This is a genomic window from Salinarimonas sp. (assembly GCF_046292825.1).
In the GTDB taxonomy this organism is placed as follows: domain Bacteria; phylum Pseudomonadota; class Alphaproteobacteria; order Rhizobiales; family Beijerinckiaceae; genus Salinarimonas.
This window is the reverse complement of sequence record NZ_JBKBQG010000013.1, coordinates 1-26,534: the sequence shown is the minus strand read 5'-3', so window position 1 is coordinate 26,534 and position 26,534 is coordinate 1. Positions and strand designations below refer to the sequence as shown.

The window sequence follows — 26,534 nt, the reverse complement described above, 5'->3', positions numbered from 1 at the left end:
CCTCTGGCGGATCAGGCGGCGATCCGCCCGTCGAGCGGGAAGACCTTGGCGGGGTTGAGCAGCCAGAGCGGGTCGAAGACGCCGCGCACGCGCATCTGCTGGTGGAGATCCTCGCGCGTGTACTGCGTCGTCATCAGATCGCGTTTCTCGATGCCGACGCCGTGCTCGCCGGTGAGGCAGCCGCCGACCTCGACGCACAGCTTGAGTATGTCCGCGCCCGCGGCCTCCGCCTTCTCCATCTCGCCGGGCTTCGCGGTGTCGAACATCACGAGCGGGTGGAGATTGCCGTCGCCGGCATGGAAGACGTTGGCGACGCCGAGCCCGTAGGATTTCACGATCCGGTCGATGCCCGCGAGCACCTCCGGCAGCCGGCCCGTGGGGATGGTGCCGTCCATGCAGATGTAGTCGGCGACGCGGCCGGTCGCGCCGAAGGCGGATTTGCGGCCCTTCCAGATCGCCGCGGCCTCGGCCTCCGACTGCGCGACCTTCATCACCTTCGGCGCGAAGGGCTCGGCGACCTTCACGATGCGCGCGAGCGCGTCCTCGATCTCCTCCTCCGAGCCCTCGACCTCGATGATGAGGAGCGCGTCGACGTCGAGCGGATAGCCGGCTTTGGCGAAATCCTCGCAGATGCGGATCGCCGGGCGGTCCATGTATTCGAGCGCGACGGGGATGATGCCCGCCGCGATGATCGCCGCGACGCAGGCGCCCGCCGCTTCCACCGTCTCGAAGCCCATCAGCGCCGGGCGCGCGCCCTCGGCCGCGCGCAGGATGCGCACCGTCGCCTCCGTCACGATGCCGAGCTGGCCCTCCGAGCCCGTCATGAGGCCGAGGAGGTCGTAGCCCGCGGCATCGAGCATGTCGCCGCCGATCTCGACGACGGTGCCGTCGACGAGCACCACGGTGAGGCCGAGGAGGTTGTTCGTGGTGACGCCGTATTTCAGGCAATGCGCGCCGCCGGAATTCATGGCGACGTTGCCGGCGATCGTGCAGGCGAGCTGGCTCGACGGGTCGGGCGCGTAGAAGAAGCCCTCGTGGGCCACCGCCTGGCTGATCGCGAGGTTGGTGATGCCGGCCTCGACCCGCATGGCGCGATTGGCGTAATCGACGGAAATCACCCGGTTGAGCTTCGAGACGCCGAGCACCACCGCGTCCTCCTGCGGGATGGCGCCGCCGGCGAGCGAGGTGCCCGCTCCGCGCGCCACCACCTTGACGCCGTTCTCGTGGCAGAAGCGCATCACGTCCGCCACCTCCCGCGTCGAGGAGGGGAGCACCACCGCGAGCGGCATCTTGCGATAGGCGGTCAGCGCGTCCGTGTCGAAGGCGCGGCGCTCGTCCTCGCTCGCGATCAGCGCGTCGGGCGCGACGAGGCGCGACAGCCCCTCGAGGATCGCCTCGCGGCGCGCGAGGATGTCCCTGTCCGGCACGGGGAAGGCGATCGTCATGGGCGTCCTCCTCGGTCACTCGTCTTCTGCGGCGGGCTTCGCCCGGGCGCGGGCGGGCTCCGCCCGGGCGCGCACGAGCGCGGGCGCCCCCTTCCATTCGTGAATTCCAATGTAGCCGCTTTTTCGAGACTTAACAGGCGCGCCGGGTGCGGTAGATTGTTTCTCCCACGGAAACAATCGAGTTCGTTCATGGACAAGCTGGGAGATCTCGACGTCTTCGCGCGCATCGTCGCCGCGCGCTCGATGTCGGCGGCGGGGCGGGAGCTGGGGCTCTCGCCGGCGGTGGTGTCGAAGCGCATGCGCCGGCTCGAAGAGCGGCTCGGCGTGCGGCTCCTCCAGAGGACGACGCGCCAGCTCGCCCTGACGGAGGTCGGCCGCGGCTTCCACGAGCGCGTCGCGGCGATCCTCGCGGCGGTGGAGGAGGCGGAGGCCTGGGCGATGAGCGGCTCGGCGGAGGTGCGCGGGCTCTTGCGCGTCTCGGCGCCGACCTCGTTCGGGCGCATGCACGTCGCGCCCCATCTCGTGCGCTTCCTCGAGGCCAATCCGAAGCTCGAGGTGGAGCTCGTCTTGTCCGACGCCTTCGTCGACATCGTCGGCGAAGGCTTCGACGTCGCGGTGCGCATCGCCGATCTCACTGATTCGAGCCTGATCGCGCGCAAGCTCGCGCCCAATCACCGCATCCTCGTCGCGAGCCCGTCCTATCTCGCCGCGCACGGGCTCCCCGCCTCCCTCGACGACCTCGCGCGCCACACGCTCCTCGTCCATGGCGGCGGGGAATGGCGGCTCGAGGGGCCGGACGGGCCGGTGAGCGTCAAGGTGACGACGCCGCTGCGCACCAATTCGAGCGAGGTGGTGCGCGAGGCGGTGCTCGCGGGCGCGGGCATCGCGCTGCGCTCGACCTGGGACGTCGGGCCCGAGCTGCAATCGGGCAAGCTCGCCCGCGTGCTGCCCGCCTACCGCTCCTCACCCCGCGTCGCGGTCCACGCGGTCTATCCGAGCCGGCGGCACCTCGAGCAGAAGACGCGGGCCTTCGTGGCGTTCCTGGTGGAGCTCTACGGGGAGACGCCCTATTGGGACGCGGGGTTGGGCATGGGCTGAGCCCCCCCCTCAACCCCGCGCCGATCACCCCCGCGCCAAGATCCCCAAGGCCATCGCGACGGCGGCCTGCGTCGGGTCGATCACGGCGATGCCGAGCGCGTCCTCGAGCGGCGCGCGGTGGCGGGCCATGCCGGCGCAGCCGAGCACGATCGCGTCCGCGCCGTCGACGTCGCGAAGCGCCGTCCCCACCTCGACGAGGCGCGCGAAGGTGCCCTCGCCGGACGCGGTCTCGGCGACCGACATCTCGAGCGCGCGCTCGCCCGCGAGCCGCGAGACGACGCCCATCTGCCGCAGGCCGCGCAGATGGCGGGGGATCGAGCGGGTGCGGATCGCGATCACGCCGAACCGGTCCCCCCGCGCCATCGCGGTGAGGATGCCGCATTCGGCGATGCCGAGCACGGGCCGGCTCGTCGCCTCGCGACACACCGCGAGGCCGGGGTCGGAATAGCAGGCGATCACGTAGGCGTCGGCGGGATCGCGCGCCACGCGGCGGGCGAGGGGGAGCGTGACGCTCTCCACGTCCGCCTGGCTCTCGATGCCGAAGGGCCCCTCGGCCAGCGTGACGCAGTCGATCGCCGGCCCCTCCGGGCTCGCGAGCGGCGCCACGGCTTCGGCGAGGCCCTGCGTGACCACGTCGTTGCTGTTGGGGTTGATCACCAGGATGCGTGCGCGCGCGCCCATTCGCTTTCGTCTCCCTCGTCGCCGTCGCGGGCATTGAAACCCGTCCCGCGTCGTTGTCCAGTAGCGCCCGAACGCGAAGGGGAAAGCGCATGTCCGAGCCGATCCACGATCTCGTCGTCCGCGGCGGCACCGTCGTCACGTCCTCCGGCCGCTTCGAGGCGGACGTGGCGGTCGCGGGCGAGCGCATCGTCGCGATCGGCCGCGGCCTGCCCGCCGGGCGGCGCGAGATCGACGCGCGCGGGCGCTACGTCATGCCCGGCGGCATCGACAGCCACGCCCATATCGAGCAGGTCTCGGCCGGCGGGCTCATGAACGCCGACACCTGGGAGAGCGCCACCCGCTCGGCGGCCTTCGGCGGCACGACGAGCGTGATCGCCTTCGCCGCCCAGCATGTCGGCCTCGATCTCGAGGAGGTGGTCGCCGATTACGAGGCGCGCGCGGCCCGCGGCGCGATGATCGACTACGCCTTCCACATGATCGTCGCCGATCCGAGCGAGCGCGCCCTCGCGCAATTGCCGGGGCTGATCGCGCGCGGGCATTCCTCGATCAAGGCCTTCATGACCTACGATCGGATCAGGCTCTCGGACGAGCAATTGCTGGAGGTGATGGCGGTCGCGCGGGCGCACGGGGCGATGGTCTGCGTGCACGCCGAGAACCACGGGATGATCTCCTTCGTGGTCAAGCGCCTCCTCGCGCGCGGGCACACGGCGCCGCGCTTCCACGCGCTATCCCACCCGCGGCTCTCGGAGGTGGAGGCCTTCGAGCGGCTCGGGCGCTTCTCGCTGCTGCTCGACCAGCCGGTGATGATCTTCCACGTCTCGACCGCCGAGGGCGCCGCGACGATCCGGCGGCTGCGCGGGGAGGGCGCCAAGATCTTCGCCGAGACCTGCCCGCAATATCTGTTCTTCACGGCCGACGATCTCGACAAGCCGGGTTTGGAGGGCGCCAAATGGATGTTCTCGCCCCCCGCCCGCGCCGCCGCCGACCAGGAGGCGCTCTGGCGCGCGCTCGCGCTCGGCGATCTGCAGACGATCTCCTCCGACCACGCGCCCTACCGCTTCGACGAGACCGGCAAGCTCGCGGCCGGCGCTTCGCCCACCTTCAAGGAGATCGCCAACGGCGTGCCGGGGCTCGAAGCGCGCCTGCCGCTCCTGTTCGACGCGATGGCGCGCGAGGACGGCCCGGCCGGGGCGCTCGGGCTCGAGGCGTTCGTCGAGCTGACCGCGACCGCGCCCGCGCGGATCTACAATCTGCCGCGCAAGGGCGCGATCGAGATCGGCCGCGACGCCGACATCGCGATCTGGGACCCCTCGCGCGAGGTCACCTTCACCGACGAGGGCATGCGCGACGCGGTCGGCTTCACGCCCTATGCCGGGCGCAAGGTCCGCGGCTGGCCGACGACATTGATCCGCCGGGGCGCCGTGATCGTCGAGAGCGAGCGCCTCCTCGCCGAGCCCGGCTCGGGGCGCCTGATGCTGCGCGCGGGCGGCCCCTGCGCGGCCCCGACGGGACGGCTGCCGGCGGAGCTCGACCCGGCGCGAAACGGCGGGTTCGAGGTGTTGTGAGAGGGGGAAAAAGGGGGGGAGAGGCATGGTGCCTCCCCGATCGTAACCCCGTGGAAGTCTTCCCGCGCTATCTCTATATGAACAGGTGCGCGGCGTGAGATCGAGGTTCCACCAACCCCCATGATGCGGCAATACGAGCTCGTCGAGCGGGTGCGTCGCTACAATCCCGGCACGGACGAGACGCTCCTCAACCGTGCCTATGTCTATGCCATGCGCGCGCACGGCACCCAGAAGCGCGCCTCCGGCGATCCGTTCTTCGCCCATCCGCTCGAAGTCGCCGCGATCCTCACCGATCTGAAGCTCGACGATTCGACGATCGTCGCCGCGGTCCTGCACGACACGGTGGAGGACACCGCGGCGACGCTCGACGAGCTCGCCTCGACCTTCAACCCGGAGATCGCCGCGCTCGTCGACGGGCTCACCAAGATCAAGCGGCTCGATCTCGTCTCGAAGCGCGCGGCGCAGGGGGAGAATTTCCGCAAGCTGCTTCTCGCCATCTCGCAGGACGTGCGGGTGCTGCTCGTCAAGCTCGCCGACCGGCTGCACAACATGCGAACCCTGCATCACATGCCGCAGGAGAAGCGCGCGCGCATCGCCGAGGAGACGCTCGACATCTATGCGCCGCTCGCCGGACGCATGGGCATGCAGGAGATGCGCGAGGAGCTCGAGGACCTCGCCTTCCACAACCTGCGCCCGGACGCCTTCGACACCATCCTCAAGCGGCTCGAGGCGCTCTCGGCGCGCTCGGAGCGGCTCGTCGAGGAGATCGAGCGCGAGCTCGCCGCCCGCCTCGCCGCCAAGGGCATCACGGCGGAGGTCAGCGGGCGCCGCAAGCGACCCTATTCCATCTGGAAAAAGATGGAGCGCAAATCCGTCGCCTTCGAGCAGCTCTCCGACATCTTCGGGTTTCGCGTCGTCGTCGACGACGTCGATGCCTGCTACGCGGCGCTCGGCGTCGTGCACACGACCTGGCCGATGGTGCCCGGGCGCTACAAGGACTACATCTCGACGCCCAAGCAGAACGACTACCGCTCGATCCACACGACCGTCGTCGGTCCCGGACACCAGCGCGTCGAGCTGCAGATCCGCACGCGGGCGATGCACGACATCGCCGAATACGGCATCGCCGCGCATGCGCTCTACAAGGACAATTCCGATTTCTCCCGCTCGGTGACCGAGAGCCGCGCCTATCAATGGCTGCGTCGCACGATCGACCTCCTCACCGAGGCGGACAATCCGGAAGACTTCCTCGAGCACACGAAGCTCGAATTGTTCCACGACCAGGTGTTCTGCTTCACGCCGAAGGGGCGGCTCATCGCGCTGCCGCGCGGGGCGACGCCGATCGATTTCGCCTACGCCGTCCACACCGACGTCGGCAACACGGCGGTGGGCGTCAAGATCAACGGCCGGATGGCGCCGCTCCTCACCGAGCTCGCCAATGGCGACGAGGTCGAGATCATCCGCGCCGGCGGCAGCCAGGTGCCCCCCGCCGCCTGGGAGAGCCTCGTCGTGACCGGGAAGGCGCGCGCGGCGATCCGGCGCGCGACCCGAACCGCGGTGCGCAAGCAATATGCGGGGCTCGGCCTGCAGATCCTCGAGCGCGCCTTCGAGCGCGCCGGCAAGGCCTTTTCCGAGGAGAAGCTGAAAGCCGCCCTGCCGCGGCTCGCGCGCAGCTCGGTCGAGGACGTGCTCGCGGCGGTGGGGCGCGGCGAGATGTTCTCGGGCGACGTGGTGCGCGCCGTCTATTCCGACTTCAAGGACGCGCCGCGGCCCAGCTCCGGCGCCGCCGCGAACGGCGCGGGCTGGGTGGCGATCGGCGACGATCCCTTGAAGATGAAGCTCCCCGACGGCTCCGGCTCGCAAGGCGCCATCCCGATCCGCGGGCTCAACGCCGACCTCCCCGTGCGCTTCGCCCCCGAATCGGGCGCCGTGCCGGGGGATCGGATCGTCGGCATCCTCACGCCCGGGGAGGGCATGACGATCTACCCGATCCAGTCCCAGGCGCTCGCCGCCTTCGAGAACGAGCCCGAGCGCTGGGTCGACGTGCGCTGGGACGTCGAGGCGATCGCGACGAAGCGCTTCCCCGCCCGCATCCGGCTCCAGACCATCAACGAGCCGGGCTCGCTCGCCCAGGTCGCCCAGGTCGTCGCCGATCACGACGGCAACATCGACAACCTCTCGATGAACCGCCGCACGCCGGACTTCACCGAGATCGTGATCGACCTCTCGGTCTGGGACCTGAAGCACCTCAACGGCATCGTCGCCGAGCTGCGCGCCAAGCGCGTGGTGAGCCACCTCGAGCGCGTGATGGGGTGAGCGTCGGCAGGTTTTCTTCACCACCTGTGTCATCCCCGGCCGGGGCGCCGAAGGCGCGCCCGGGGAAGGGGACCCAGCATGAGAAGATGCTTGCGGAGCAAGCGCTCGTGGCGGCGACTAGCCGCCTGGACGGCGGCGGCAGGAGCGCCTACGGCGCAACTGAATCGCTGGGTCCCCTTCCCCTGCGCACGCTACGCGTGCTCCGGCCGGGGATGACACCACTCCCTCGATCCATACGATCCCAAACGCTCAATCCCAGCGCGGGGCCGGGGGGCCGCCGAAGTCGAAGGTGTAGGAGATGCCCGCGCCGATGCCGAACTGGTTGCGCGAGCCGCGGAAGCGCACGAGCGGCGCCTCGGCGACCGGGCCGACGAGCCGGTCGTAGCGCGCATAGGCGTGGACGGTGACCGCCTGCGTCAGAGCCACCTGGGCGGAGGCGACGATGCCGACCGAGCGCAGGCCGTAGGACGGCTGGTAGACCGGGAGCCCCGTCAGGGCGGAATGGGCCGCGTCGATCCCGAAATACGAGCGCATGTAGCTCTCGCTCGCCCAGGCGAGCCGCGGGCCGATCGAGAGCGTGTAGGAGGATTCCGGCCGCACCACGAAATCGGCGCCCAGATCGACGACGAAACCCTGATGGCCGCCGATCCCCTGGCGCCCGTCGACCGACAGGCGCAGCACGTCGGAAGCCCAGATCTCGGCGAACACGCCGACCTCCGGCGTCCAGCCGACCCGGCGCAGCCCCTGCAGCGCGTGCGAATCCTTCTCCTCGCGCGGGGCGCGCAGACGGCCCGAGACGCCGACGCGCAGGCGGTCGTGCTCGAGCAAGCCGATGCGGATCGAATCGTCGGGGGCGCGCCAGCGGGCGCTCGTGCCCGCCGCCCGCACGGAGAAGATCGGCAGCGGCCGGAAGCGCATCGAATCCGCGCCCTCGAAGACCGGCACGGCCGCCCCCATCACGCCGATCGTGACGGTCCAGCCGCCGGAGGGAGCCTGGAAGGCGGCGGCGGGGCTCGCGGCGAGGACGCAAGCGGCGATCGAGCCCGCGAGGGCAGAGCCCGCGAGCGACGCGCGCAGCTGACGCAGGGACATGGGGGTACGCTCCGGTTACGCAACTCTCGACAACGTGCGGAGCTTTGCACCCGAGCGGTCAAGGGTTCGTTAATCAGCCCCGATCCCGGGCGTCTCGAAAGCCGCGAAGGGCGGCCGCGCGACGCGCAAGGGACGCCCCCCGGCGACGATCGGCAGCCCTTCCGCGAGGGCGTCGGCGATCCGGTCGAGCCTCACCATCACGAGCCCGCGACCGTTCGCCGCGCTGCCGGTGCGGCCGATCACGCGCTCCCCCGCGAGCACGTCCACGCCGACCTCCGGCGCGAGCGCGTCCGCATAGGTCGCCGGCAGGATGCGGGTGCGGGCGGTGCCGCGGTGCTGCATGCGCGAGACGACCTCCTGGCCGACATAGCAGCCCTTGCCGAAATCGACGCCGCCGAGCTGGTCCATCAAAGCCTCGTGCGGAAAGGCCTCGCCGAACAGGAAGTCGCGCCCGCCCTCGGGCACGCCGAGCGCGATCCGGTGGGCGTGATAGGCCTCCGCCGACGCGTCCGCGAGGGCTTCTGCCTCGCTGGCCTCGACGATCGCCCGCCAGCCGAGGGCGGAGAGCCGCGGATCGGTCGCGCCGACGCGCGCGCTCCCGGGGATCGCCGCGCCGTCCCAGCCGGCGAGCACGGCGAGGTCTTCGCGGGGCGCGATCGCGACCTTGGCGCGCAGCCTGTAGAAGGTCAGCCGCTTGGTGAGCGCCTCCGCCTGGGCCGCGGCGCAATCGAGGAGGAAGCTCGGCTCGGACGTCTCCGCCAGCGGGAAGGCGATGAAGTCGAACAGGATCTTGCCCTGCGGCGTCAGCAGCCCCGCGAAGCGCGGCGTCGGCGGCGTCATGCCGATCGCGCTCGTCGCGAGACCGTCGAGGAAGCGCGCGGCGTCCGCGCCCGCGACCTCGATGACGGCACGATCGGCGAGACGGGCGACGGGCATGGGGGAGGCTCCTCGTTCGGCGCGGGCCCCCAAGATAAGGCGTGGTTTCCCGCTCGGGGAGATCTCGCGCGCGTCGGCGTCTCTTTTCGCGCGCGCGGGAGCGCCCTACAACGGAGGATGCGCCGATCGCGAGGCCTCGTCCCATGCGCAAGACCGTGAAGATCCTCCACTCGATCGCCGCCGGCGGCCTCGTCGGCGGGCTTTTGGCCTACGCGGTCCTCCTCCTCGTCGCGCCGCAGGAGACGCCTGCCGCCTACGCGGATCTGCGCGCGTCGATCGCGCTCCTCGGCAATCTCGTGCTCCTGCCCTCGCTCGCGATCGCGCTCGTCTCGGGCCTCGTCGCGATGGTGGTGCACCGGCCCTTCATCGACATGGGTTGGGTGTGGGTGAAGGCGGCGCTCGGCATCCTGATGTTCAAGGGGGTGCTCACCGTCATCGGCGCGAAGGCGGACTACGCCGCGGGCGTCGCCGCCCGGATGGCGACGGGCGAGGCGCCCCCGGACGCGCTCGCCGATCTCCTCGCGCTCGAATGGGGCACCCTTCTCGCCGTCGGCGCGATCGCGATCGCCAATTACGTGCTCGGCATCTGGCGGCCGAAGCTGATGCGCCCGCTCCCGAGCGACGCCGCCCCGCGCCGCGCGGGGTGAGAGGCCCCCGTCGATGCGGCACGTCGTCCGCGGATGGGCTGCGCCTCGATCGCGCGCGCAAGCCGGAACGCGGGCCACGTCCGCCGGGTTTGCCCTTCTCGCGACCGACGAGGGAGGAGAGCGCAGGCCGTGACCGCGACGCGCGACGACGAGACGAGATCCGCCGAGCACGGCGAGACCCGCAAACGGCTCGGCCGGGGACGCTCGGGCGAGGTCTGGCGCGTCGAGCGGGACGGCGAAACCTACGCGGTGAAGGTGTTCTACGGGGACACGCTCGCCAACCTCATCCACTACGTCACCACCGGCGCGCCGAACGCCTATATCTGGAACGAGCACGCGGTGCGCGCCGCGCACGAGCGCCGCGAGATCGTCGCCGCGCTGCTGCCGCTCTGGTTCGGCCGCGAGATGGGCATCGCCCATGCCTGCGGCGTCTCCTTCGACGAGGCGGCGCGGGTCTTCGTCCTCACGACGCAATACGTGCCGGGCGGCTTCGTGCCGCTCCTCCACCCCTTCCGCCCGCACGACGAGACGATGCCGCGCCTGCGCGACCATCTGATGCCGCGCCTCCAGGAGAAGCTCGAGGAAGCGGGGCTCGACGGGCTCGTCTGGCAGGCCGGGCGCGGCAATCCGGTGGCGCTCAACAATTTCCTCGTGAGCGCCGCGGAGCCCGGCCGCTTCATGCTCGTCGATGCCGAATCGGGAGTGCCGGCGCTCTTCGCGGTGACGCCGCAGGCTCTGTTCGGCTTCTATCTGCGCAAGGCGCTCGCCTATGGTCGTCCGCTCTTCGACGACGTCGACGTGCCCCGGCTCGCCGCCTATCTCGACGCGCAGGAGGGCGCCCTGCGCGACCGGCTCGGGGCCGAGGGACTCGCGGCGCTGCGGGCGCGGGTCGCGCGGCTCGATGCGCACCAGCGCGCCTGGAAGGAGACGACCCGCCACGACCGGGCGATCGATTATCAGCGCGTCAAGGGGCGCCTCTCGCCGCAAGAGGCCGAGCATTATCGCGCCCACCGCCTCGCCTGGCGCCTGCGCGAGGCGCGGCGGGCCGCGCGCAAGCTCGCGGTGGGGCTCGCCGTCAAGCTGCCGCGGCTCCTGTGGCGAGGCCTGCGCGCGATCCGCCCGGGCGCGGCGCTGCGCCGCCTGCGCCGCCTGCGCCGCTTCGTGAGCTCGCAGAGCTACCGGACCAAGATCGGCGAGGGCTACGTCCGCGATCGCATCGGCGAATGGCGCAAGCGCGGGCAGATGAGCGAGGCGGATGCGCAGCGGCTCCTGCGCGATCTGGCGAGCGTGCGCGAGCGCTCCTCCTACATCACCGATTTCGGCTCGCATCTGGGCATGAAGGCGAGCTTCCTCGTGCTCGAGATCGTGGTGCTCGGCGGGCTCTCGCTGCTCGGCGTGCCGATCGTGATCCTCGCCCTGGTCTTCGCGATCGACGGGCCGATCTACCGCACGCTCTACACGCTCTACCGGTCGAGCGTCGCGGCCGCGCGCGGGCAGAAGCCGCCTTTCGTCGCGCTTCTCGTCGGGCTCGTGCCGCTGTTCGGCTCGCTCGCCTACCCGGCCCAGATGCTGTGGTCGGCGGGCGGGGAGCGCGACGACGTCGCCCGCTTCGTCGTTGTCGACACGCTCACCCGCACCGGCGCGCGCATCCCGCTCCTCGGGGGGCGCGACACCGCGACCGAGCACGCCTTCAACCGCCTCGCCGCCCGCCTCCTGGGGCTCGCGAGCCGACGCGCGCGCGAGGAGCCGACCCCCTAGGCGAGACGGCGCCCGCCCGCATGCGCACGGCCTCGCCTTGCCAGCCGCCCCTCCGGCATGGTCTGAAAGGAGACCGACGAGGCGATCGCGAGGCTGGCACGCCATGGACACCACGATCTTCGAGGGCTGCGTCCCCGCTCTGATGACCCCCTGCACCGGCGATCGGAAGCCCGATTACGACGCCCTCGTCGCCAAGGGCCGCGCCCTCGTCGAGGCGGGGATGGCGGGCGTCGTCTATTGCGGCTCGATGGGCGATTGGCCGCTCCTCACGGATGCCGAGCGCATGGAGGGCGTCGCGCGGCTCGTCGAGGCGGGGGTGCCGGTCATCGTCGGGACGGGCGCCGTCAACACGGCGAGCGCGGTGGCGCACGCGGCGCATGCGGCGCGCGTCGGCGCGAAGGGGCTGATGGTGATCCCGCGCGTGCTCTCGCGCGGCACCTCGGCGAGCGCCCAGCGGGCGCATTTCTCCGCGATCCTCGAGGCGGCGCCGGATCTGCCGGCGATCATCTACAACAGCCCCTATTACGGCTTCGCCACCCGCGCCGACCTGTTCTTCGCGCTGCGCGCCGAGCACCGCAACCTCGTCGGCTTCAAGGAATTCGGCGGGCCCGCCGACATGCGCTACGCGGCCGAGTTCATCACGAGCCGCGATCCGCAGGTGCTGCTCGTCGTGGGCGTCGACACCGCCGTCTACCACGGCTTCGTGAATTGCGGGGCGCGCGGGGCGATCACCGGGATCGGCAACGTGCTGCCGGCGGAAGTGCTCCACCTCGTCGCCCTGTGCCGGGAGGCGGCCGCGGGCGACGTGACGGCGCGGGCGCGCGCCAAGGCGCTCGACGAGGCGCTCGCCGTCCTCTCCTCCTTCGACGAGGGGCCAGACCTCGTCCTCTATTACAAACATCTCGCGACGCTCGCGGGGGACGAGGCGTATGCGCTCCATTTCAACGCGAGCGACGCCCTCTCCGACAGCCAGCGCCATTACGCGACCGCGCAATGGCACCTGTTCCGCACCTGGTACGCGCGTTGGCGCGAGGAGCCGGCCTGAGCCGGAGGAGGGGGCCTCAGATGGCGCGCCACACCTTCTACTGCATCGACGGGCATACCTGCGGCAATCCGGTGCGCGTCGTCGCCGGCGGCAGCGTGCCGCGCCTCGACGGCGCGAGCATGTTCGAGCGGCGCCGGCACTTCCTCGCCGAGTTCGATTTCGTCCGCACCGGCCTGATGTTCGAGCCGCGCGGGCACGACATGATGTCGGGCGCGATCCTCTATCCGCCGACGCGGGCGGATTGCGACGTCGGCATCCTGTTCATCGAGACCTCGGGCTGCCTGCCGATGTGCGGCCACGGCACCATCGGCACGGTGACGACGATCGTCGAGCACGGCCTCGTCACGCCCCGCGAGCCGGGCCTCTTGCGGCTCGACACGCCGGCGGGCCTCGTCGAGGCGCGCTACGTGATGGAGGGACCCTACGTCGCCTCCGTGCGGCTGACGAACGTGCCGTCCTTCCTCCTCGGCCGCGGCTACGAGGTCGCGGTGGAGGGGTTCGGCACCCTGTCCGTGGACGTCGCCTATGGCGGGAACTTCTACGCGATCGTCGAGCCGCAGCCGGGCTATGCCGACCTCGCCGATCTGCAGCCCTCCGACGTCCTTCGCTTAAGCCCGCGCCTGCGCGCGGCCTTCAACGCCGCCCATGCGATCGTGCATCCGGAGAATCCCGGCATCGACCGGCTCACCCACGTCCTCTGGACGGGGCGGCCGCGCCGGCCCGGATCGAGCGCCCGCAACGCGGTCTTCTACGGCGACAAGGCGATCGACCGCTCGCCCTGCGGCACCGGCACCTCCGCCCGCATGGCCCAGCTCGCCGCGACGGGGCGCCTCGCCGAGGGCGAGGCCTTCGTCCACGAGAGCATCATCGGCTCGACCTTCACCGGCCGCATCGAGGCCCGCACCCGCGTGGGCGATCGCGACGCGATCGTCCCCTCGATCGAAGGCTGGGCCCGCGTGACCGGCCAGAACGTCATCACCCTCGACGACCGCGACCCCTTCGTGAAGGGGTTCCAGGTGGCGGACGAGGCGCGGGGGTGAGGGGGGTCGGGAGGGATCGGGGGAGGCCGTCTTCATGCGCACGCACAGGCTCGTCCACGTCGTCCACGCCCATGCGGAGGGCGAGGTCGGGGACGTGGTGGTGGGCGGAGTGGCGCCGCCTCCGGGGGAGAGCGTGTGGGAGCAGTCGCGTTTTCTCGCGCGCGACGGGGCGCTGCGGCGTTTTCTCCTGAACGAGCCGCGCGGGGGCGTGTTTCGGCACGTGAGCCTCCTCGTGCCGCCGAAGGATCCCCGCGCCGCCGCCGGTTTCATCGTGATGGAGCCCGAGGACACGCCGCCGATGTCGGGCTCGAACGCGATGTGCGTCGCGACCGTGCTCCTCGACACCGGTCTCGTGCCGATGGAGGAGCCGGTCACCCGGCTCCTGCTCGAAGCGCCCGGCGGGGTCGTCGCGGTCGAGGCGCAGTGCCGCGACGGCAAGGCCGAGCGCGTGCGCATCCGCAACCTGCCCTCCTTCGTCGATCGGCTCGACGCCCCGCTCGAGGTCGCAGGCCTCGGCACGCTCGCCGTCGACATCGCCTATGGCGGCGACAGCTTCGTCATCGCGGACGCCAGCGCCCTCGGTTTCGCCATCGCGCCCGACGAGGCGCGCGACCTCGCCGAGATCGGCATCCGGATCACGCGCGCGGCGAACGAGCAGCTCGGCTTCCGCCATCCGGGCGCGACGGGCTGGGACCACGTCTCCTTCTGCCAGATCGCGGCCCCCGTCGCGCGCGTGGACGGCGTCCTGACGGGGGCGAACGCGGTCGCGATCATGCCGGGCAAGATCGACCGTTCGCCCTGCGGCACGGGCTGCTCGGCGCGGATGGCGGCGCTCCACGCCCGCGGGCTCCTCGCTTCGGGCGAGCCCTTCGTCGGCCTCTCCATCGTCGGCTCGCGCTTCGCGTGCCGGATCGAGGAGGAGACGCGCGTCGACGGGCGCCCGGCGATCGTGCCCTCGATCGCGGGCCGGGCCTGGATCACCGGCACCTCGCAGCTGATGCTCGACCCCGACGACCCCTTCCCGGAGGGCTACCGCCTCTCCGACACCTGGCCGCGGATCGGCTAGATCCTCACTCCCCTGCCCGCAGCGCGATCGCTGCGGCGAAGGTGCCGATCACGCCGAAGATCAGGGTGAGCGCGAACAGGATCGCGAGCGGCGTGACGAAGGGGATGTCCCCGCCGAGCGCGGCGTTCGCGGCCGAGACGCCGAAGATGAGGGTGGGGATCATCAACGGCAGCACCAGGATCGCGAGGATCAGCCCGCCGCGGCGGATCGAGGCGGTGAGCGCCGCGCCGACCGCGCCGATGAAGGCGAGCGCCGGCGTGCCGACGAGGAGCGTCGCGCTCACCGCCGCCATGCCCACCGCGTCGAGCGCGACGAGGAGGCCGAAGAGCGGGGTGGCGATCGCGAGCGGCAGCCCCGTCGTCAGCCAATGCGCCGTCACCTTGGCGATCACCACCGCCTCGAGCGGCAGCGGCGAGGCGATCATCAGATCGAGCGAACCGTCTTCCTCGTCGGCCTGGAACAGCCGGTCGAGACCGATGAGCGTCGCGAGCACGGCCGCGATCCAGAGGATGGCCGGGCCGATCCGCGAGAGGAGGTTGAGATCGGGCCCGAGCCCGAAGGGCACGAGGGTCACGATCATCAGGAAGAAGATGAGCGAGAGCGCGCCCGAGCCGCCGACGCGGGCGGCGAGCTTCAGGTCGCGACGCAGGAGGGAGAGGAACGCGCTCACCAGATCGTCTCCTCCACGCTCGCCGCGCTCGCGACCGGCGCGATGGCGAGCCTCTGGGCTCCCGGCAGATCGAGCGGCTGATGCGTCGCCACGACGATCATCCCGCCCTCGGTGAGGTGGGCGCGCATGAGCCCGTGCAGCATGTCCTGCGAGCCGACGTCGAGCGCTGAGGTCGGCTCGTCGAGGAGCCAGAGCGGGCGGCGGGCGACGAGGAGGCGCGCGAGCGCGGTGCGCCGCCTTTGGCCCGCCGAGAGATAGGCGACCGGCAGGTCCGCCGCGTGGCCGAGCCCCACCGCCTCCATCGCGTCGCGCGGATCGAGCCCCGGATCGCCGAGGATGTCGCGCGCGAAGGCGAGGTTCTCGCTCGCGGTGAGCGCGCTCTTCAGGCCGTCGCGATGGCCGACGAGGTGGAGCGTCTCGGGCAGCGTCTTCTCGCCGACCCCCTCCACCCGGATGGTGCCGCTCGCCGGCGCGAGGCGCCCGGCGAGAATCGTGAGCAGCGTCGACTTGCCGGCACCGTTGCGGCCCGTGACGATCAGCGCCTCTCCCGCCCCGAGGCGGAAGGACAGCCCCTCGAAGATGCGCCGTCCGGATCTCCGACAGGCGAGCTCGTCGACCTCTAGGCGCACGCGCGGCATTCCACTTCAGTTTGAATCCGGACTGGACGGAAGCGTGTAGCGCAGCCCGAGGAAATCGACTATATGCGGCTCGGCTGCGCCGTGTCGCGTGAACGACGTCCTAACCGTTTTCGCGCGCATGAGAAGTCCGGGCGCTCCCGGAGCGGCGCGCGCATCCGCGCATTAGGCCGAAACCAACCGTTCGTTCAACACGCACGCGAGGATTCGCCCGTGACGTCGCTCGATAGCTTCAAGGCCCGCCGCACCCTTCAGGTCGGGGACCAGTCCTACACCATCTACTCGCTCGTCGAGGCCGAGAAGAACGGCCTCGAGGGCGCCTCCCGCCTGCCCTTCTCGCTGAAGGTCCTGCTCGAGAACCTGCTTCGTCACGAGGACGGGCGCACGGTCACGAAGGACGACATCGCCGCCGTCGCCGCCTGGCTCGACAATCGCGGCAAGGCGGAGCGCGAGATCGCCTATCGCCCCGCCCGCGTCCTGATGCAGGACTTCACCGGCGTGCCGGCGGTCGTCGACCTCGCCGCCATGCGCGACGGCCTCGCGGCGCTCGGCGGCGATCCGGCCCGGATCAACCCGCTCGTGCCGGTCGACCTCGTCATCGACCATTCGGTCATCGTCGACGAGTTCGGCACCCCCAGGGCCCAGGCGCAGAACGTCGAGCTGGAATACCAGCGCAACGGCGAGCGCTACCGCTTCCTCAAGTGGGGCCAGTCGGCCTTCGACAATTTCTCGGTCGTGCCGCCCGGCACCGGCATCTGCCACCAGGTGAACCTCGAATACCTCTCGCAGACGGTCTGGACCCGCAAGGACGAGAAGACCGGCGAGATCGTCGCCTATCCGGACACGCTGGTCGGCACCGATTCGCACACGACCATGGTCAACGGCCTCGCCGTGCTCGGCTGGGGCGTCGGCGGCATCGAGGCGGAGGCGGCCATGCTCGGCCAGCCGGTGTCGATGCTCATTCCCGAGGTGATCGGCTTCAAGCTCACCGGCAAGCTCAAGGAAGGCGTGACCGCGACCGACCTCGTGCTCACCGTCACCGAGATGCTGCGCAAGAAGGGCGTGGTCGGCAAGTTCGTCGAGTTCTACGGCCCGGGCCTCGCCGACATGCCGGTCGCCGACCGCTCGACGATCGGCAACATGGCTCCCGAATACGGCGCCACCTGCGGCTTCTTCCCGATCGACACCCGCACTATCAACTACCTCTCCGTGTCGGGCCGCAAGGACGACCGGATCGCGCTCGTCGAGGCCTTCGCAAAGGCGCAGGGCATGTGGCGCGATGCGAGCACGCCCGATCCAGTCTTCACCGACACGCTCGCGCTCGATCTCGGCGACGTCGTGCCCTCCATGGCCGGGCCGAAGCGCCCGCAGGACCGCGTGCTCCTCACCAATTCGAAGCCCGCCTTCGAGGGCGCGATGGAGAGCGAGTTCAAGAAGGCCGCCGAGATGGGCAAGCGCGTCAAGGTCGAGGGCAAGAACTTCGACCTCGGCCACGGCGACGTCGTCATCGCGGCGATCACGTCCTGCACCAACACCTCGAACCCGAGCGTCATGATCGGCGCGGGGCTGCTCGCCCGCAACGCCGTCGCCAAGGGCCTCAAGGCGAAGCCCTGGGTGAAGACCTCGCTCGCGCCCGGATCGCAGGTCGTCGCCGAATATCTCGAGAATGCCGGCCTGCAGACCTCCCTCGACGCGCTCGGCTTCAACCTCGTCGGCTTCGGCTGCACGACCTGCATCGGCAATTCGGGCCCGCTGCCGGCCGAGATCTCGAAGGCGATCAACGACAACGACCTCATCGCGGTCTCCGTGCTCTCGGGCAACCGCAATTTCGAGGGCCGCGTCAACCCGGACGTGCGCGCGAACTACCTCGCCTCGCCCCCGCTCGTCGTCGCCTACGCGATCGCCGGCTCGATGCTCGTCGACATCGTCAACGAGCCGCTCGGCCATGATCAGGACGGCAAGCCCGTGTTCCTGAAGGACATCTGGCCCTCCACGAGCGAGATCCAGGACTTCATCGAGCGCACGGTGACGAAGGAGCTGTTCCGCTCGCGCTATGCCGACGTCTTCACCGGCGACGACAATTGGCGCAAGGTCGAGGTCGAGGGCGGTCTCACCTACGAATGGGACATGGGCTCCACCTACGTGCAGAACCCGCCCTATTTCGAGGGGATCACCAAGGATCCGACCCCGATCGAGGACATCGTCGGCGCCCGCGTGCTCGGCCTCTTCCTCGATTCGATCACGACGGACCACATCTCGCCGGCGGGCAACATCCGCGTCGCCTCGCCCGCGGGCAAGTATCTCCAGGAGCGTCAGGTCGCGGTCGCCGACTTCAACCAGTACGGCACCCGTCGCGGCAACCACGAGATCATGATGCGCGGCACCTTCGCCAATATCCGCATCAAGAACCAGATGGTCCGCGACGAGACGGGCTCGGTGGTCGAGGGCGGCTGGGCCATCCACCAGCCGTCGGGCGAGAAGATGTTCATCTACGACGCGGCGATGCGCTACCAGGAAGAGGGCGTGCCGCTCGTCATCTTCGCCGGCAAGGAGTACGGCACCGGCTCCTCGCGCGACTGGGCGGCCAAGGGCACGAAGCTGCTCGGGGTGCGCGCGGTCATCGCGCAGAGCTTCGAGCGCATCCACCGCTCGAATCTCGTCGGCATGGGCGTGATGCCGCTCGTGTTCGAGGAGGGGACCTCCTGGCAGTCGCTCGGGCTCACGGGTGCCGAGACCGTCTCGATCGAGGGCCTGACCGACGTCAAGCCGCGCCAGAAGCTGATCGCGAAGATCACGGGCGCCGACGGGGCCACCCGCGAGGTGCCGCTCGTCTGCCGCATCGATACGCTCGACGAGCTCGAGTACTACAAGCACGGCGGCATCCTGCACTACGTGCTGCGCTCGCTCGCCGCCTGATCGGCGCGCGACGCGACGAGAACGCGACAGCGTCGAAGACGCGAAGCCCCGGCGTGCCGAACGCCGGGGCTTTTCGCTTGCTAAGACCGTGCCCTTTCCGCCCCGGTTCCAACAAGAGTCACACGTCGCGATCTGCGGGTCGCAAGACAAAGGACAAGGCGCCGACCTTCTCCTTCCCCTCAGGGGAAGGAGAGGGCGCGTCCTGTTTGCGTCGAAGGCGTGCAGGGATCACGATGTGCAGAATAAAGCGATCGAGTGCCTCCTCGACGACCCCCATCCGACCCGTCGGCTACGCCGCCGGGCCACCTTCCCCCAAGGGGGAAGGACGAGAGCGGCCTTCATCGACGTCGAATGCATGCACGAACGCCGACACGTGCTCGCCGTAGCCCCGCCCCCTGCCCCCGATTCGTCCCTGCCCCTACGTCGCGGTTGACCCGCGTGGCGCGACGCGCAGGATGCTCTCGCGTGCGCGCACCCCCTCCCGGCTGGCCGTCACGGCCGAGCTGCGCCAGGATGGCGGGGTCCGCGCGCGCGAAGCGGTCGACGGGAGCGATCGACCGGGTGTCGGAACAGGGAAGGAGGAGGCCTATGAGGCCAGGGTCAACGGATACGAGCCGCGCGAAAGCCGCGGCCCCGCTCGTCGCGGCAGCCGCGCTCGCGCTCGCGGCGCCGCTCGCGCCGGGCAGCGCCGCCGCGCAAGCGCGCGACACGCTCGTCATCGGCATGGCGCTCGAGCCGCCGATGCTCGATCCGACGGCGGGCGCCGCGGCCGCGATCCGCGAGGTCACCTACGCCAACATCTTCGAGGGCCTCGTGCGCATCGCCGCCGACGGGTCCATCCAGCCGGCGCTCGCGCGCAGCTGGGAGATTTCGGAGGACGGGACCGTCTATACCTTCGCGCTCGCGGAGGGCGTGCGCTTCCACGACGGCGCGGCCTTCGACTGCTCGGTGGTGCAATTCTCCTTCGAGCGTGCGGTCGCGCCCGACTCGACCAACGCGCAGAAGGGCCTGTTCGAGCCGATCGTCTCGACCGAGTGCCCGGACGAGCACACGGCCGTGATCACGCTCGCGCGCCCGACCGCCCGTTTCCTCTTCAACATGGGCTGGGGCGACGCGGTCATGGTCCACCCCGATACCGCCGCCGACAACCGCACGAACCCCGTCGGCACCGGCCCCTTCCGCTTCGCGAGCCGGGTGCAGGGCGACCGGATCGAGCTCGAGCGCAACGAGGATTATTGGGGCGAGCCCGCCGCGCTCTCGCGGGTGACGTTCCGCTTCGTCTCCGATCCGGCGGCGGCGACCTCCGCCATGCTCGCGGGCGACCTCGACGCCTTCCCGAACTTCCCCGCGGCCGAAGCCCTGCCGCAATTCCGCGCCGACGATCGCTTCGTCGTGGAGATCGGCGACACGCAGGGCGAGGTGCTGCTCTCGCTCAACAATGCCCGCGCGCCCTTCGACGACGTGCGCGTGCGCCACGCGCTCGCCCACGCCATCGACGCGCAGGTGCTGATCGACGCCGTGCACGAGGGGATCGGCACGCCGATCGGCTCGCATTTCACGCCGAACGACCCCGGCTTCGTCGATCTCGCCGACGCCTTCCCCTTCGATCCGGACCGCGCCCGCGCGCTCCTCGCGGAGGCGGGGGCGGAGGGCGCGACGATCCGCATCACGCTGCCGCCGCCCGCTTACGCGCGCCGCGGCGGCGAGGTGATCGCCGCGCTCCTGCAGAATGTGGGCTTGCGCGTGGAGCTCATTCCGATGGAATGGGCGCAATGGCTCGAGCAGGTGTTCCGCAACACCGATTTCGACGCGACCATCATCGCCCACGTCGAGCCGCGCGACTTCGACATCTTCGCGCGCGAGGACTACTACTTCAATTACGAGAGCGAGGAATACCGCGAGACGTTCCAGCGTTGGGTCGAATCGACCGACGAGGCGGAGCAGCTCGAACTCCTCGGCGAGCTGCAGCGCATCCTCTCGCGCGATCAGCCGGCGGTGTTCCTCTACGTTCTGCCGAAGCTCGGCGTCTGGCGCGCGGGCCTCGAAGGCATGTGGACGAACCAGCCGATCCCGGCGAACGACGTCACCCGCGTGCGCTGGACGCAGTGATCGCGCAGGCGATCCCGAGCCGGGCGTGCTAGAGTATCATCCCACCAAGTGGATGCCGGTTGGTGGACAAGATGATGCTCGAGAACGAAGACCTAGAGCCTTTCGATCTGATCTCATCAGGTCGAAAGGTTCTATCGCGCCCGGCCGCTTTCTTCTTCCGATAGGTGAGAGACCTTGGCCCGTTTCCTCGTCGGCCGCACGATCGCGCTGATCCTGACCGCGCTCGCGGCCTCGATCGTCGTGTTCGTGGCGATGGCGGTCCTGCCGGGCGACCCCGCGGCGATCATGCTCGGCGTCGGCGCGCGGCCCGACACGCTCGCGGCGCTTCGCGCGCAGATGGGCCTCGATCAGCCGATCCTCCTGCAATATGTCCGCTGGATCGGCGGCTTCGTCGTCGGCGATTTCGGCATCAGCTACACCTACGGCGTGCCGGTGGCGGACCTCGTCGTGCAGCGCATCGGCCTCTCCGTGCCCCTCGCGCTCCTCGCGATGAAGCTCTCGACGCTCATCGCGATCCCGGTCGGCGTCTTCGCGGCCTCCCGGCGCGGGCGGGCGGGGGACGTGGTCGCGATGGGGCTCGCCCAGATCGGCGTCTCGGTGCCGAATTTCTGGCTCGGGCTGATGCTCGTCATCCTGTTCTCGCTCCAGCTCGGCTGGCTGCCGGCCTCGGGCTTCCCCGGCTGGGACCAGGGGATCTGGCCGGGCCTGCGCTCGCTGCTCCTGCCCGCATTCGCGCTCGCGCTGCCGCAGGCGGCGATCCTCGCGCGCGTCACCCGCTCCTCGGTGCTCGAGACGCTCGGCGAGGATTTCGTGCGCACCGCCCGCGCCAAGGGGCTCTCGGGCGAGGCGGCGCTCTGGCGCCATGCGGTGCCGAACGCGCTCATCCCCGTCGTCACCATCATGGGCCTGCAATTCTCCTTTCTGATCGCGGGCACGATCATCATCGAGAACGTCTTCACGCTGCCGGGCCTCGGCCGGCTGATCTTCCAGGCGATCGCCCAGCGCGATCTCGTCGTGGTCCAGAGCCTCGTCACCCTCGTCGCGATCACCGTCATCCTCGTGAACTTCCTCGTCGACGTCGCCTATGCGGCGCTCGATCCGCGACTGTCCCGCGGGGGCACCCGATGAGCGCGCCCACGCACCCGGCGAAGAGCCGGCGCATCCCCCGCCGCCTCACGACGCCCTCGCTCCTGATCGGCGGGGCGATCACCATCGTCTTCGTCGCGATCGCCCTCCTCTCGCTCGTCTGGACGCCGCATCCGCCGACGGGGCTCGACATGCTCAACCGGCTGCGCCCACCCTCGCCGCCGCATCCTTTCGGCACGGATTTCCTCGGCCGCGACGTGCTCTCGCAGGTGATGGCGGGCGCGCAGGTCTCGATCGCGGTGGCGGTCGTCGCGGTGCTCGTCGGCGCCGGGCTCGGCGTGCCGCTCGGCGCGCTGGCTGCCGCCCGCGGCGGGCTCGTCGACGATCTCGTGATGCGCTCGACCGATCTCGCCTTCGCCTTCCCCGCGCTCCTCACCGCCGTGATCATCACCGCGCTCGCCGGCCCTGGCGCGATCAACGCCATCGTGGCGATCGGGATCTTCAACATTCCCGTCTTCGCGCGGCTCACCCGCGGCGCGGCTCTCTCCCTGTGGAAGCGCGACTTCGTGCTCGCCGCGCGCTGCGCCGGAAAGAGCGATCTCTCGATCACGATCGAGCACGTCCTGCCCAATTGCACGGCCGTCCTCGTCGTCCAGGCGACGATCCAGTTCGCGCTTGCGATCGTGGCGGAGGCGGGGCTCTCCTATGTCGGGCTCGGCGTGCAGCCGCCCCAGCCCTCCTGGGGCAAGATGCTGTTCGACGCGCAGACCTTCGTCTTCTCCGCCCCCTGGCTCGCGATCTTCCCCGGGCTCGCCATCATGATCGCCGTGCTCGGCCTCAATCTCCTCGGCGACGGCTTGCGCGACGCGCTCGACCCAAAGATCAGGCGCGCGCGATGAGCCGGCTTCTCGAGATCGAAGGGCTCGCCGTCACCGTGCCGACGCCGTCCGGCGCGATCGCGACCCTCGTCGAGGGCGTCGACCTCACGCTCGCGCGCGGCGAGCGGGTGGGGCTCGTCGGCGAATCGGGTTGCGGCAAGTCGATCACGGCGCTCGCGCTCATGGGCCTCCTCCCCGTCGGCGCGCGCGCGACGGGCACGATCCGGCTCGACGGGGAGGATCTCCTCGCGCTCGACGATCGGGCGATGCAGCGCGTGCGCGGGCGGCGCATCGCCATGGTCTTCCAGGAGCCGATGACGGCGCTCAACCCGGTGCGCACCATCGGCGCGCAGATCGCGGAGGGCATGATCCTGCATCTGCGCCTGTCTAAACGCGAGGCGGAGGATCGCGCGCGCGCGCTCCTCGATCGCGTCGGGCTGCCGGGGCCCCGCTTCTCGCTCGACCTCTACCCCCACCAGCTCTCAGGCGGGCAGCGCCAGCGCGTCGTCATCGCGATCGCGCTCGCCTGCGCGCCCGACATCCTGATCGCCGACGAGCCGACGACCGCGCTCGACGTGACGATCCAGGCCCAGATCCTCGATCTCCTCGCCGATCTCGTCGCGGAGCGGAACATGGCGCTCCTCCTCATCACCCACGATCTCGGGGTCGTCGAGGAGATGACGCAGCGCATGGTGGTGATGTATTCCGGCCGCGTGGTCGAGACCGGCGCGACGGCGGACGTCTTCGCCCACATGGCGCATCCCTATACCCACGGCCTGTTCTCCGCCTCGCCGCGCCGGGCGCTCGACAGGCGGGCGGGCGGGCGCAAGATCCGGCTTTCGGCGATCCCCGGCCAGGTTCCCGATCCGCTGGAGCGCCCCGCCGGCTGCGCCTTCGCCCCGCGCTGCCCCAACGCGCAGGCCGATTGCCTGCCCGCGCCCCCGCCCTTGCGCCCGCTCGGCATCGCCACGCGCGCGGCGCATGCCGCCGCCTGCCTCCATCCGATGCCGCCCGGGGCGGAGCCCGCCGCCGCGCCGTCGTCCGGGGAGGCCCTCCGATGAACGCGCATGCGCGCCCGCCGCTGCTCGAGGTCCGGGATCTCGTGCGCGAATACACGCTGCCGCGGCGCGGGCTGTTCGAGAAGGCACCGGTCCTGACCGCGCTCGCGGGCGTCTCGCTGACGCTGGCGCGCGGGGAGAGCCTCGGCATCGTCGGCGAATCGGGCTGCGGGAAGTCGACGCTCGCGCGCTGCGTGATGGCGCTCGAGCGCCCGCAGGGCGGCCGGGTCCTGATCGAGGGCCGCGACGTGTTCGCCCTCTCGCGCCGCGATCTGCGCGCCGCGCGAAAGGGGTTTCAGGCGATCTTCCAGGACCCCTACGGCTCGCTCGACCCGCGGCATACGGTCTCCCGCATCGTCGCCGAACCGATCCGCTCGCTCGAACCGGAAGTCGATGCGGCAGCGCGCGCGCGGCGCATCCACGAGGCGCTCGACGCGGTCGGGCTGCCGCGGGCGGCGGCCGAGCGCTATCCGCACGAATTCTCCGGCGGCCAGCGCCAGCGCATCGCGATCGCCCGCGCGCTCGTCACGCGCCCCGCCCTGATCGTCGCCGACGAGCCGGTCTCGGCGCTCGACGTGTCGGTGCAGGCGCAGGTCCTCAACCTGATGATGGACCTGCAGGAGGAATTCGGCCTCGCCTACCTCTTCATCAGCCACGATCTGTCGGTCGTGCGCTGCATCACGGACCGGGTCTGCGTGATGCAGGCGGGCCGGATCGTCGAGGAGGGGTCGACCGAGGCCGTGCTGACCGCCCCGCGCCACGACTACACGAAGAGCCTCCTCGACGCGGTGCCCGGCAGCGGGCGCCGGCGCGCGCGGGCAGGCGAGCCGAGAGAACAGGAAACCCCGTCATGACCACCGACCTCGCCGACCTCACGGCCGTCGACCTCGCCCGTGCCTATCGCGCGCGCGACCTCTCCCCCGTCGCGGCGACGCGCGCCGTGATCGCGCGGATCGAGGCCGCCGAGCCGCATCTCCACGCCCTCTACGCCTTCGATCCGCAAGGCGCGCTCGAAGAGGCGCAGGCCGCCGAGCGGCGCTTCCTCGCGGGCGAGCCGGCCGGGCCGCTCGACGGGGTGCCGGTGACGGTGAAGGAGAACATCGCGACGAAGGGCGTGCCCTGCCCGCTCGGCACCGCGGCGACCGATCTCGTCCCCGCCCCCGCCGACGCGCCGCCGGCCGCGCGGCTGCGCGAAACGGGCGCGGTGATCCTCGCCAAGACCACGATGCCCGACTGGGGCATGCTGTCGTCTGGCCTCTCGAGCTTCCACGAACTCGCGCGCAACCCCTGGAACCCCGATCTCAATCCCGGCGGATCGAGCGCGGGGGCCGGGACGGCGGCGGCGGCGGGCTACGGCCCGATCCATGTCGGCACCGATATCGGCGGCTCGATCCGGCTGCCCGCGGGCTGGTGCGGGGTGGTCGGCTTCAAGCCGAGTTTCGGGCGCATTCCGATCGATCCGCCCTTCCTCGGCCGCGTCGCCGGGCCGATGACGCGAACGGTCGCCGACACGGCGCTCGCCATGAGCGTGCTCGCCCGTCCCGATCCGCGCGACCCGATGGCGCTCCCGCCCGCCGATCTGCCCTGGATGGACCTCGATCGCGACCTCGCGGGCCTGCGCATCGCGCTCGTGATGGATTGCGGCGTCGGCGAGCCCGTCGACCCGGAGGTGGCGGCCGCCGTGCGCGCGGCCGCCGACGCCTTCGCCGCGGCGGGGGCGCGCGTCGAGGAGCGCGGCCCCTTCCTCGCGCGCGAGATGCTCGACGGGCTCGACCGCTTCTGGCGCGCGCGGGCCTGGTGCGATTACGAGAGGCTCTCGGAGGAGAAGCGCGCGAGGATCCTGCCCTACATCGCCGCCTGGGCGCGGAGCGGGCGCGATCTCGACGGGGCGAGCGTCTATCGCGGTTTTTCGCAGATCGACGCCATGCGCCGCGCCGGCCTCTCGGCGCTCGGCGATTGCGATCTCCTGATCTCGCCCGTCGCCCCTATGGCGACCTATCCGGCGCATTGGGCCTCGCCCTTGAACGACCCGACGCGGCCCTTCGAGCATATCGGCTTCACGGTCGCCTTCAACATGTCGGAGCAGCCGGCGATCTCGGTCGATTGCGGGCACACCGCCGACGGGCGCCCGATCGGCCTGCAGATCGTCGGCCGACGCTTCGACGACATCGGCGTGCTGCGCGCCGCCCACGCCTACGAGCGCCTGCGCCCGCCGCAGAGGCCGTGGCCGCGCGTGGGGTAAAGGGATCTACAAAGCGGCAGCTGTCATCAAGTCAGTCGCGCCGACAGGGTGAGTGCTCCACCGGTGTCATCCCCGGCCGGAGGTCGCTTGCGACCGGAGGGGAAGGGGACCCAGCACGAAAATCGCTTGCGAAGCAAGCACTTGCGGCGGCGTCGAGCCGCCTGGTCGGCGGCGCGATCGTGTGCTTCGCACACGTCTTGGTGCTGGGTCCCCTTCCCCTGCGCACGCTACGCGTGCTCCGGCCGGGGATG

The 26,534-nt window shown here is 70.9% G+C and carries 21 protein-coding genes; 15 read left to right on the top strand and 6 right to left on the bottom strand.

Annotated features, from left to right (window positions below; genetic code table 11):
- Positions 1 to 11: 11 nt before the first annotated feature.
- Complete coding sequence (locus ACK4UM_RS08675; protein ID WP_409797839.1) at positions 12 to 1,445, bottom strand: FAD-linked oxidase C-terminal domain-containing protein; 1,434 nt, start codon at positions 1,443 to 1,445, stop codon at positions 12 to 14.
- 189 nt (positions 1,446 to 1,634) lie between these two features.
- Between ACK4UM_RS08675 and ACK4UM_RS08670 the strand changes: the two genes are divergently transcribed.
- Entirely contained in the window at positions 1,635 to 2,543 is a 909-nt protein-coding gene (locus ACK4UM_RS08670; RefSeq protein WP_409797837.1) for a LysR family transcriptional regulator, read from the top strand.
- Between the two features lie 24 nt (positions 2,544 to 2,567).
- Here the strand turns inward: ACK4UM_RS08670 and ACK4UM_RS08665 are convergent, their stop codons facing one another.
- A complete protein-coding gene (locus ACK4UM_RS08665) occupies positions 2,568 to 3,224 on the bottom strand; it encodes an aspartate/glutamate racemase family protein (protein ID WP_409797835.1) in 657 nt (218 codons plus the stop codon).
- 89 nt (positions 3,225 to 3,313) lie between these two features.
- Between ACK4UM_RS08665 and hydA the strand changes: the two genes are divergently transcribed.
- Positions 3,314 to 4,789: a dihydropyrimidinase gene (hydA, locus tag ACK4UM_RS08660; RefSeq protein WP_409797833.1), complete on the top strand. Its 1,476-nt coding sequence runs from the start codon at positions 3,314 to 3,316 to the stop codon at positions 4,787 to 4,789.
- A gap of 120 nt (positions 4,790 to 4,909) precedes the next feature.
- Positions 4,910 to 7,105 carry a RelA/SpoT family protein gene (locus ACK4UM_RS08655; RefSeq protein WP_409797831.1) on the top strand — a complete coding sequence of 732 codons (2,196 nt, stop codon included), beginning with the start codon at positions 4,910 to 4,912 and terminating at the stop codon, positions 7,103 to 7,105.
- Positions 7,106 to 7,354: 249 nt separating this feature from the next.
- Here ACK4UM_RS08655 and ACK4UM_RS08650 read toward each other — a convergent pair whose 3' ends face one another.
- Both ACK4UM_RS08650 and ACK4UM_RS08645 read right to left on the bottom strand, forming a co-directional pair.
- Entirely contained in the window at positions 7,355 to 8,197 is an 843-nt protein-coding gene (locus tag ACK4UM_RS08650) for a MipA/OmpV family protein (RefSeq protein WP_409797829.1), read from the bottom strand.
- Positions 8,198 to 8,266: 69 nt separating this feature from the next.
- The gene (locus tag ACK4UM_RS08645; protein WP_409797827.1) at positions 8,267 to 9,133 is read right to left on the bottom strand and encodes a YgfZ/GcvT domain-containing protein; all 867 of its coding nucleotides are present in this window, start codon (positions 9,131 to 9,133) and stop codon (positions 8,267 to 8,269) included.
- A 143-nt stretch (positions 9,134 to 9,276) separates the two neighbouring features.
- Between ACK4UM_RS08645 and ACK4UM_RS08640 the strand changes: the two genes are divergently transcribed.
- The 5 genes from ACK4UM_RS08640 to ACK4UM_RS08620 all read left to right on the top strand — a co-directional run bounded on the left by ACK4UM_RS08640 (position 9,277) and on the right by ACK4UM_RS08620 (position 14,689).
- Positions 9,277 to 9,780, top strand: a complete 504-nt coding sequence (locus ACK4UM_RS08640; RefSeq protein ID WP_409797825.1) for a DUF2269 family protein — start codon at positions 9,277 to 9,279, stop codon at positions 9,778 to 9,780.
- A gap of 129 nt (positions 9,781 to 9,909) precedes the next feature.
- Positions 9,910 to 11,538 (top strand): hypothetical protein, encoded by a 1,629-nt coding sequence (locus ACK4UM_RS08635; protein WP_409797823.1) that lies wholly within the window; start codon positions 9,910 to 9,912, stop codon positions 11,536 to 11,538.
- Between the two features lie 103 nt (positions 11,539 to 11,641).
- The gene (locus ACK4UM_RS08630; protein ID WP_409797821.1) at positions 11,642 to 12,583 is read left to right on the top strand and encodes a dihydrodipicolinate synthase family protein; all 942 of its coding nucleotides are present in this window, start codon (positions 11,642 to 11,644) and stop codon (positions 12,581 to 12,583) included.
- Positions 12,584 to 12,603: 20 nt separating this feature from the next.
- On the top strand, positions 12,604 to 13,623 hold the full coding sequence (locus tag ACK4UM_RS08625; RefSeq protein ID WP_409797819.1) for a 4-hydroxyproline epimerase: 1,020 nt from the start codon (positions 12,604 to 12,606) through the stop codon (positions 13,621 to 13,623).
- Between the two features lie 34 nt (positions 13,624 to 13,657).
- Positions 13,658 to 14,689: a trans-3-hydroxy-L-proline dehydratase gene (locus ACK4UM_RS08620; RefSeq protein ID WP_409797817.1), complete on the top strand. Its 1,032-nt coding sequence runs from the start codon at positions 13,658 to 13,660 to the stop codon at positions 14,687 to 14,689.
- A gap of 4 nt (positions 14,690 to 14,693) precedes the next feature.
- Here the strand turns inward: ACK4UM_RS08620 and ccmB are convergent, their stop codons facing one another.
- Entirely contained in the window at positions 14,694 to 15,359 is a 666-nt protein-coding gene (gene ccmB / locus ACK4UM_RS08615; protein WP_409797815.1) for a heme exporter protein CcmB, read from the bottom strand.
- The gene (ccmA, locus tag ACK4UM_RS08610; protein ID WP_409797813.1) at positions 15,356 to 15,988 is read right to left on the bottom strand and encodes a heme ABC exporter ATP-binding protein CcmA; all 633 of its coding nucleotides are present in this window, start codon (positions 15,986 to 15,988) and stop codon (positions 15,356 to 15,358) included. Before ccmA ends, ccmB begins: the two co-directional genes overlap by 4 nt.
- 219 nt (positions 15,989 to 16,207) lie before the next feature.
- Here ccmA and acnA point away from each other — a divergent pair, with 219 nt between their 5' ends.
- The 7 genes from acnA to ACK4UM_RS08575 all read left to right on the top strand — a co-directional run bounded on the left by acnA (position 16,208) and on the right by ACK4UM_RS08575 (position 26,283).
- Positions 16,208 to 18,910 (top strand): aconitate hydratase AcnA, encoded by a 2,703-nt coding sequence (gene acnA, locus ACK4UM_RS08605; RefSeq protein WP_409797811.1) that lies wholly within the window; start codon positions 16,208 to 16,210, stop codon positions 18,908 to 18,910.
- Between the two features lie 588 nt (positions 18,911 to 19,498).
- Complete coding sequence (locus ACK4UM_RS08600; protein ID WP_409797809.1) at positions 19,499 to 21,019, top strand: ABC transporter substrate-binding protein; 1,521 nt, start codon at positions 19,499 to 19,501, stop codon at positions 21,017 to 21,019.
- Between the two features lie 174 nt (positions 21,020 to 21,193).
- The gene (locus ACK4UM_RS08595) at positions 21,194 to 22,147 is read left to right on the top strand and encodes an ABC transporter permease (protein ID WP_409797807.1); all 954 of its coding nucleotides are present in this window, start codon (positions 21,194 to 21,196) and stop codon (positions 22,145 to 22,147) included.
- Complete coding sequence (locus ACK4UM_RS08590; protein WP_409797805.1) at positions 22,144 to 23,004, top strand: ABC transporter permease; 861 nt, start codon at positions 22,144 to 22,146, stop codon at positions 23,002 to 23,004. The genes ACK4UM_RS08595 and ACK4UM_RS08590 overlap by 4 nt, the downstream gene beginning before the upstream one ends.
- The gene (locus tag ACK4UM_RS08585; protein WP_409797803.1) at positions 23,001 to 24,044 is read left to right on the top strand and encodes an ABC transporter ATP-binding protein; all 1,044 of its coding nucleotides are present in this window, start codon (positions 23,001 to 23,003) and stop codon (positions 24,042 to 24,044) included. The genes ACK4UM_RS08590 and ACK4UM_RS08585 overlap by 4 nt, the downstream gene beginning before the upstream one ends.
- On the top strand, positions 24,041 to 24,895 hold the full coding sequence (locus ACK4UM_RS08580; protein ID WP_409797801.1) for an ATP-binding cassette domain-containing protein: 855 nt from the start codon (positions 24,041 to 24,043) through the stop codon (positions 24,893 to 24,895). Before ACK4UM_RS08585 ends, ACK4UM_RS08580 begins: the two co-directional genes overlap by 4 nt.
- Complete coding sequence (locus ACK4UM_RS08575) at positions 24,892 to 26,283, top strand: amidase (protein ID WP_409797799.1); 1,392 nt, start codon at positions 24,892 to 24,894, stop codon at positions 26,281 to 26,283. The genes ACK4UM_RS08580 and ACK4UM_RS08575 overlap by 4 nt, the downstream gene beginning before the upstream one ends.
- Positions 26,284 to 26,534: the final 251 nt, after the last annotated feature.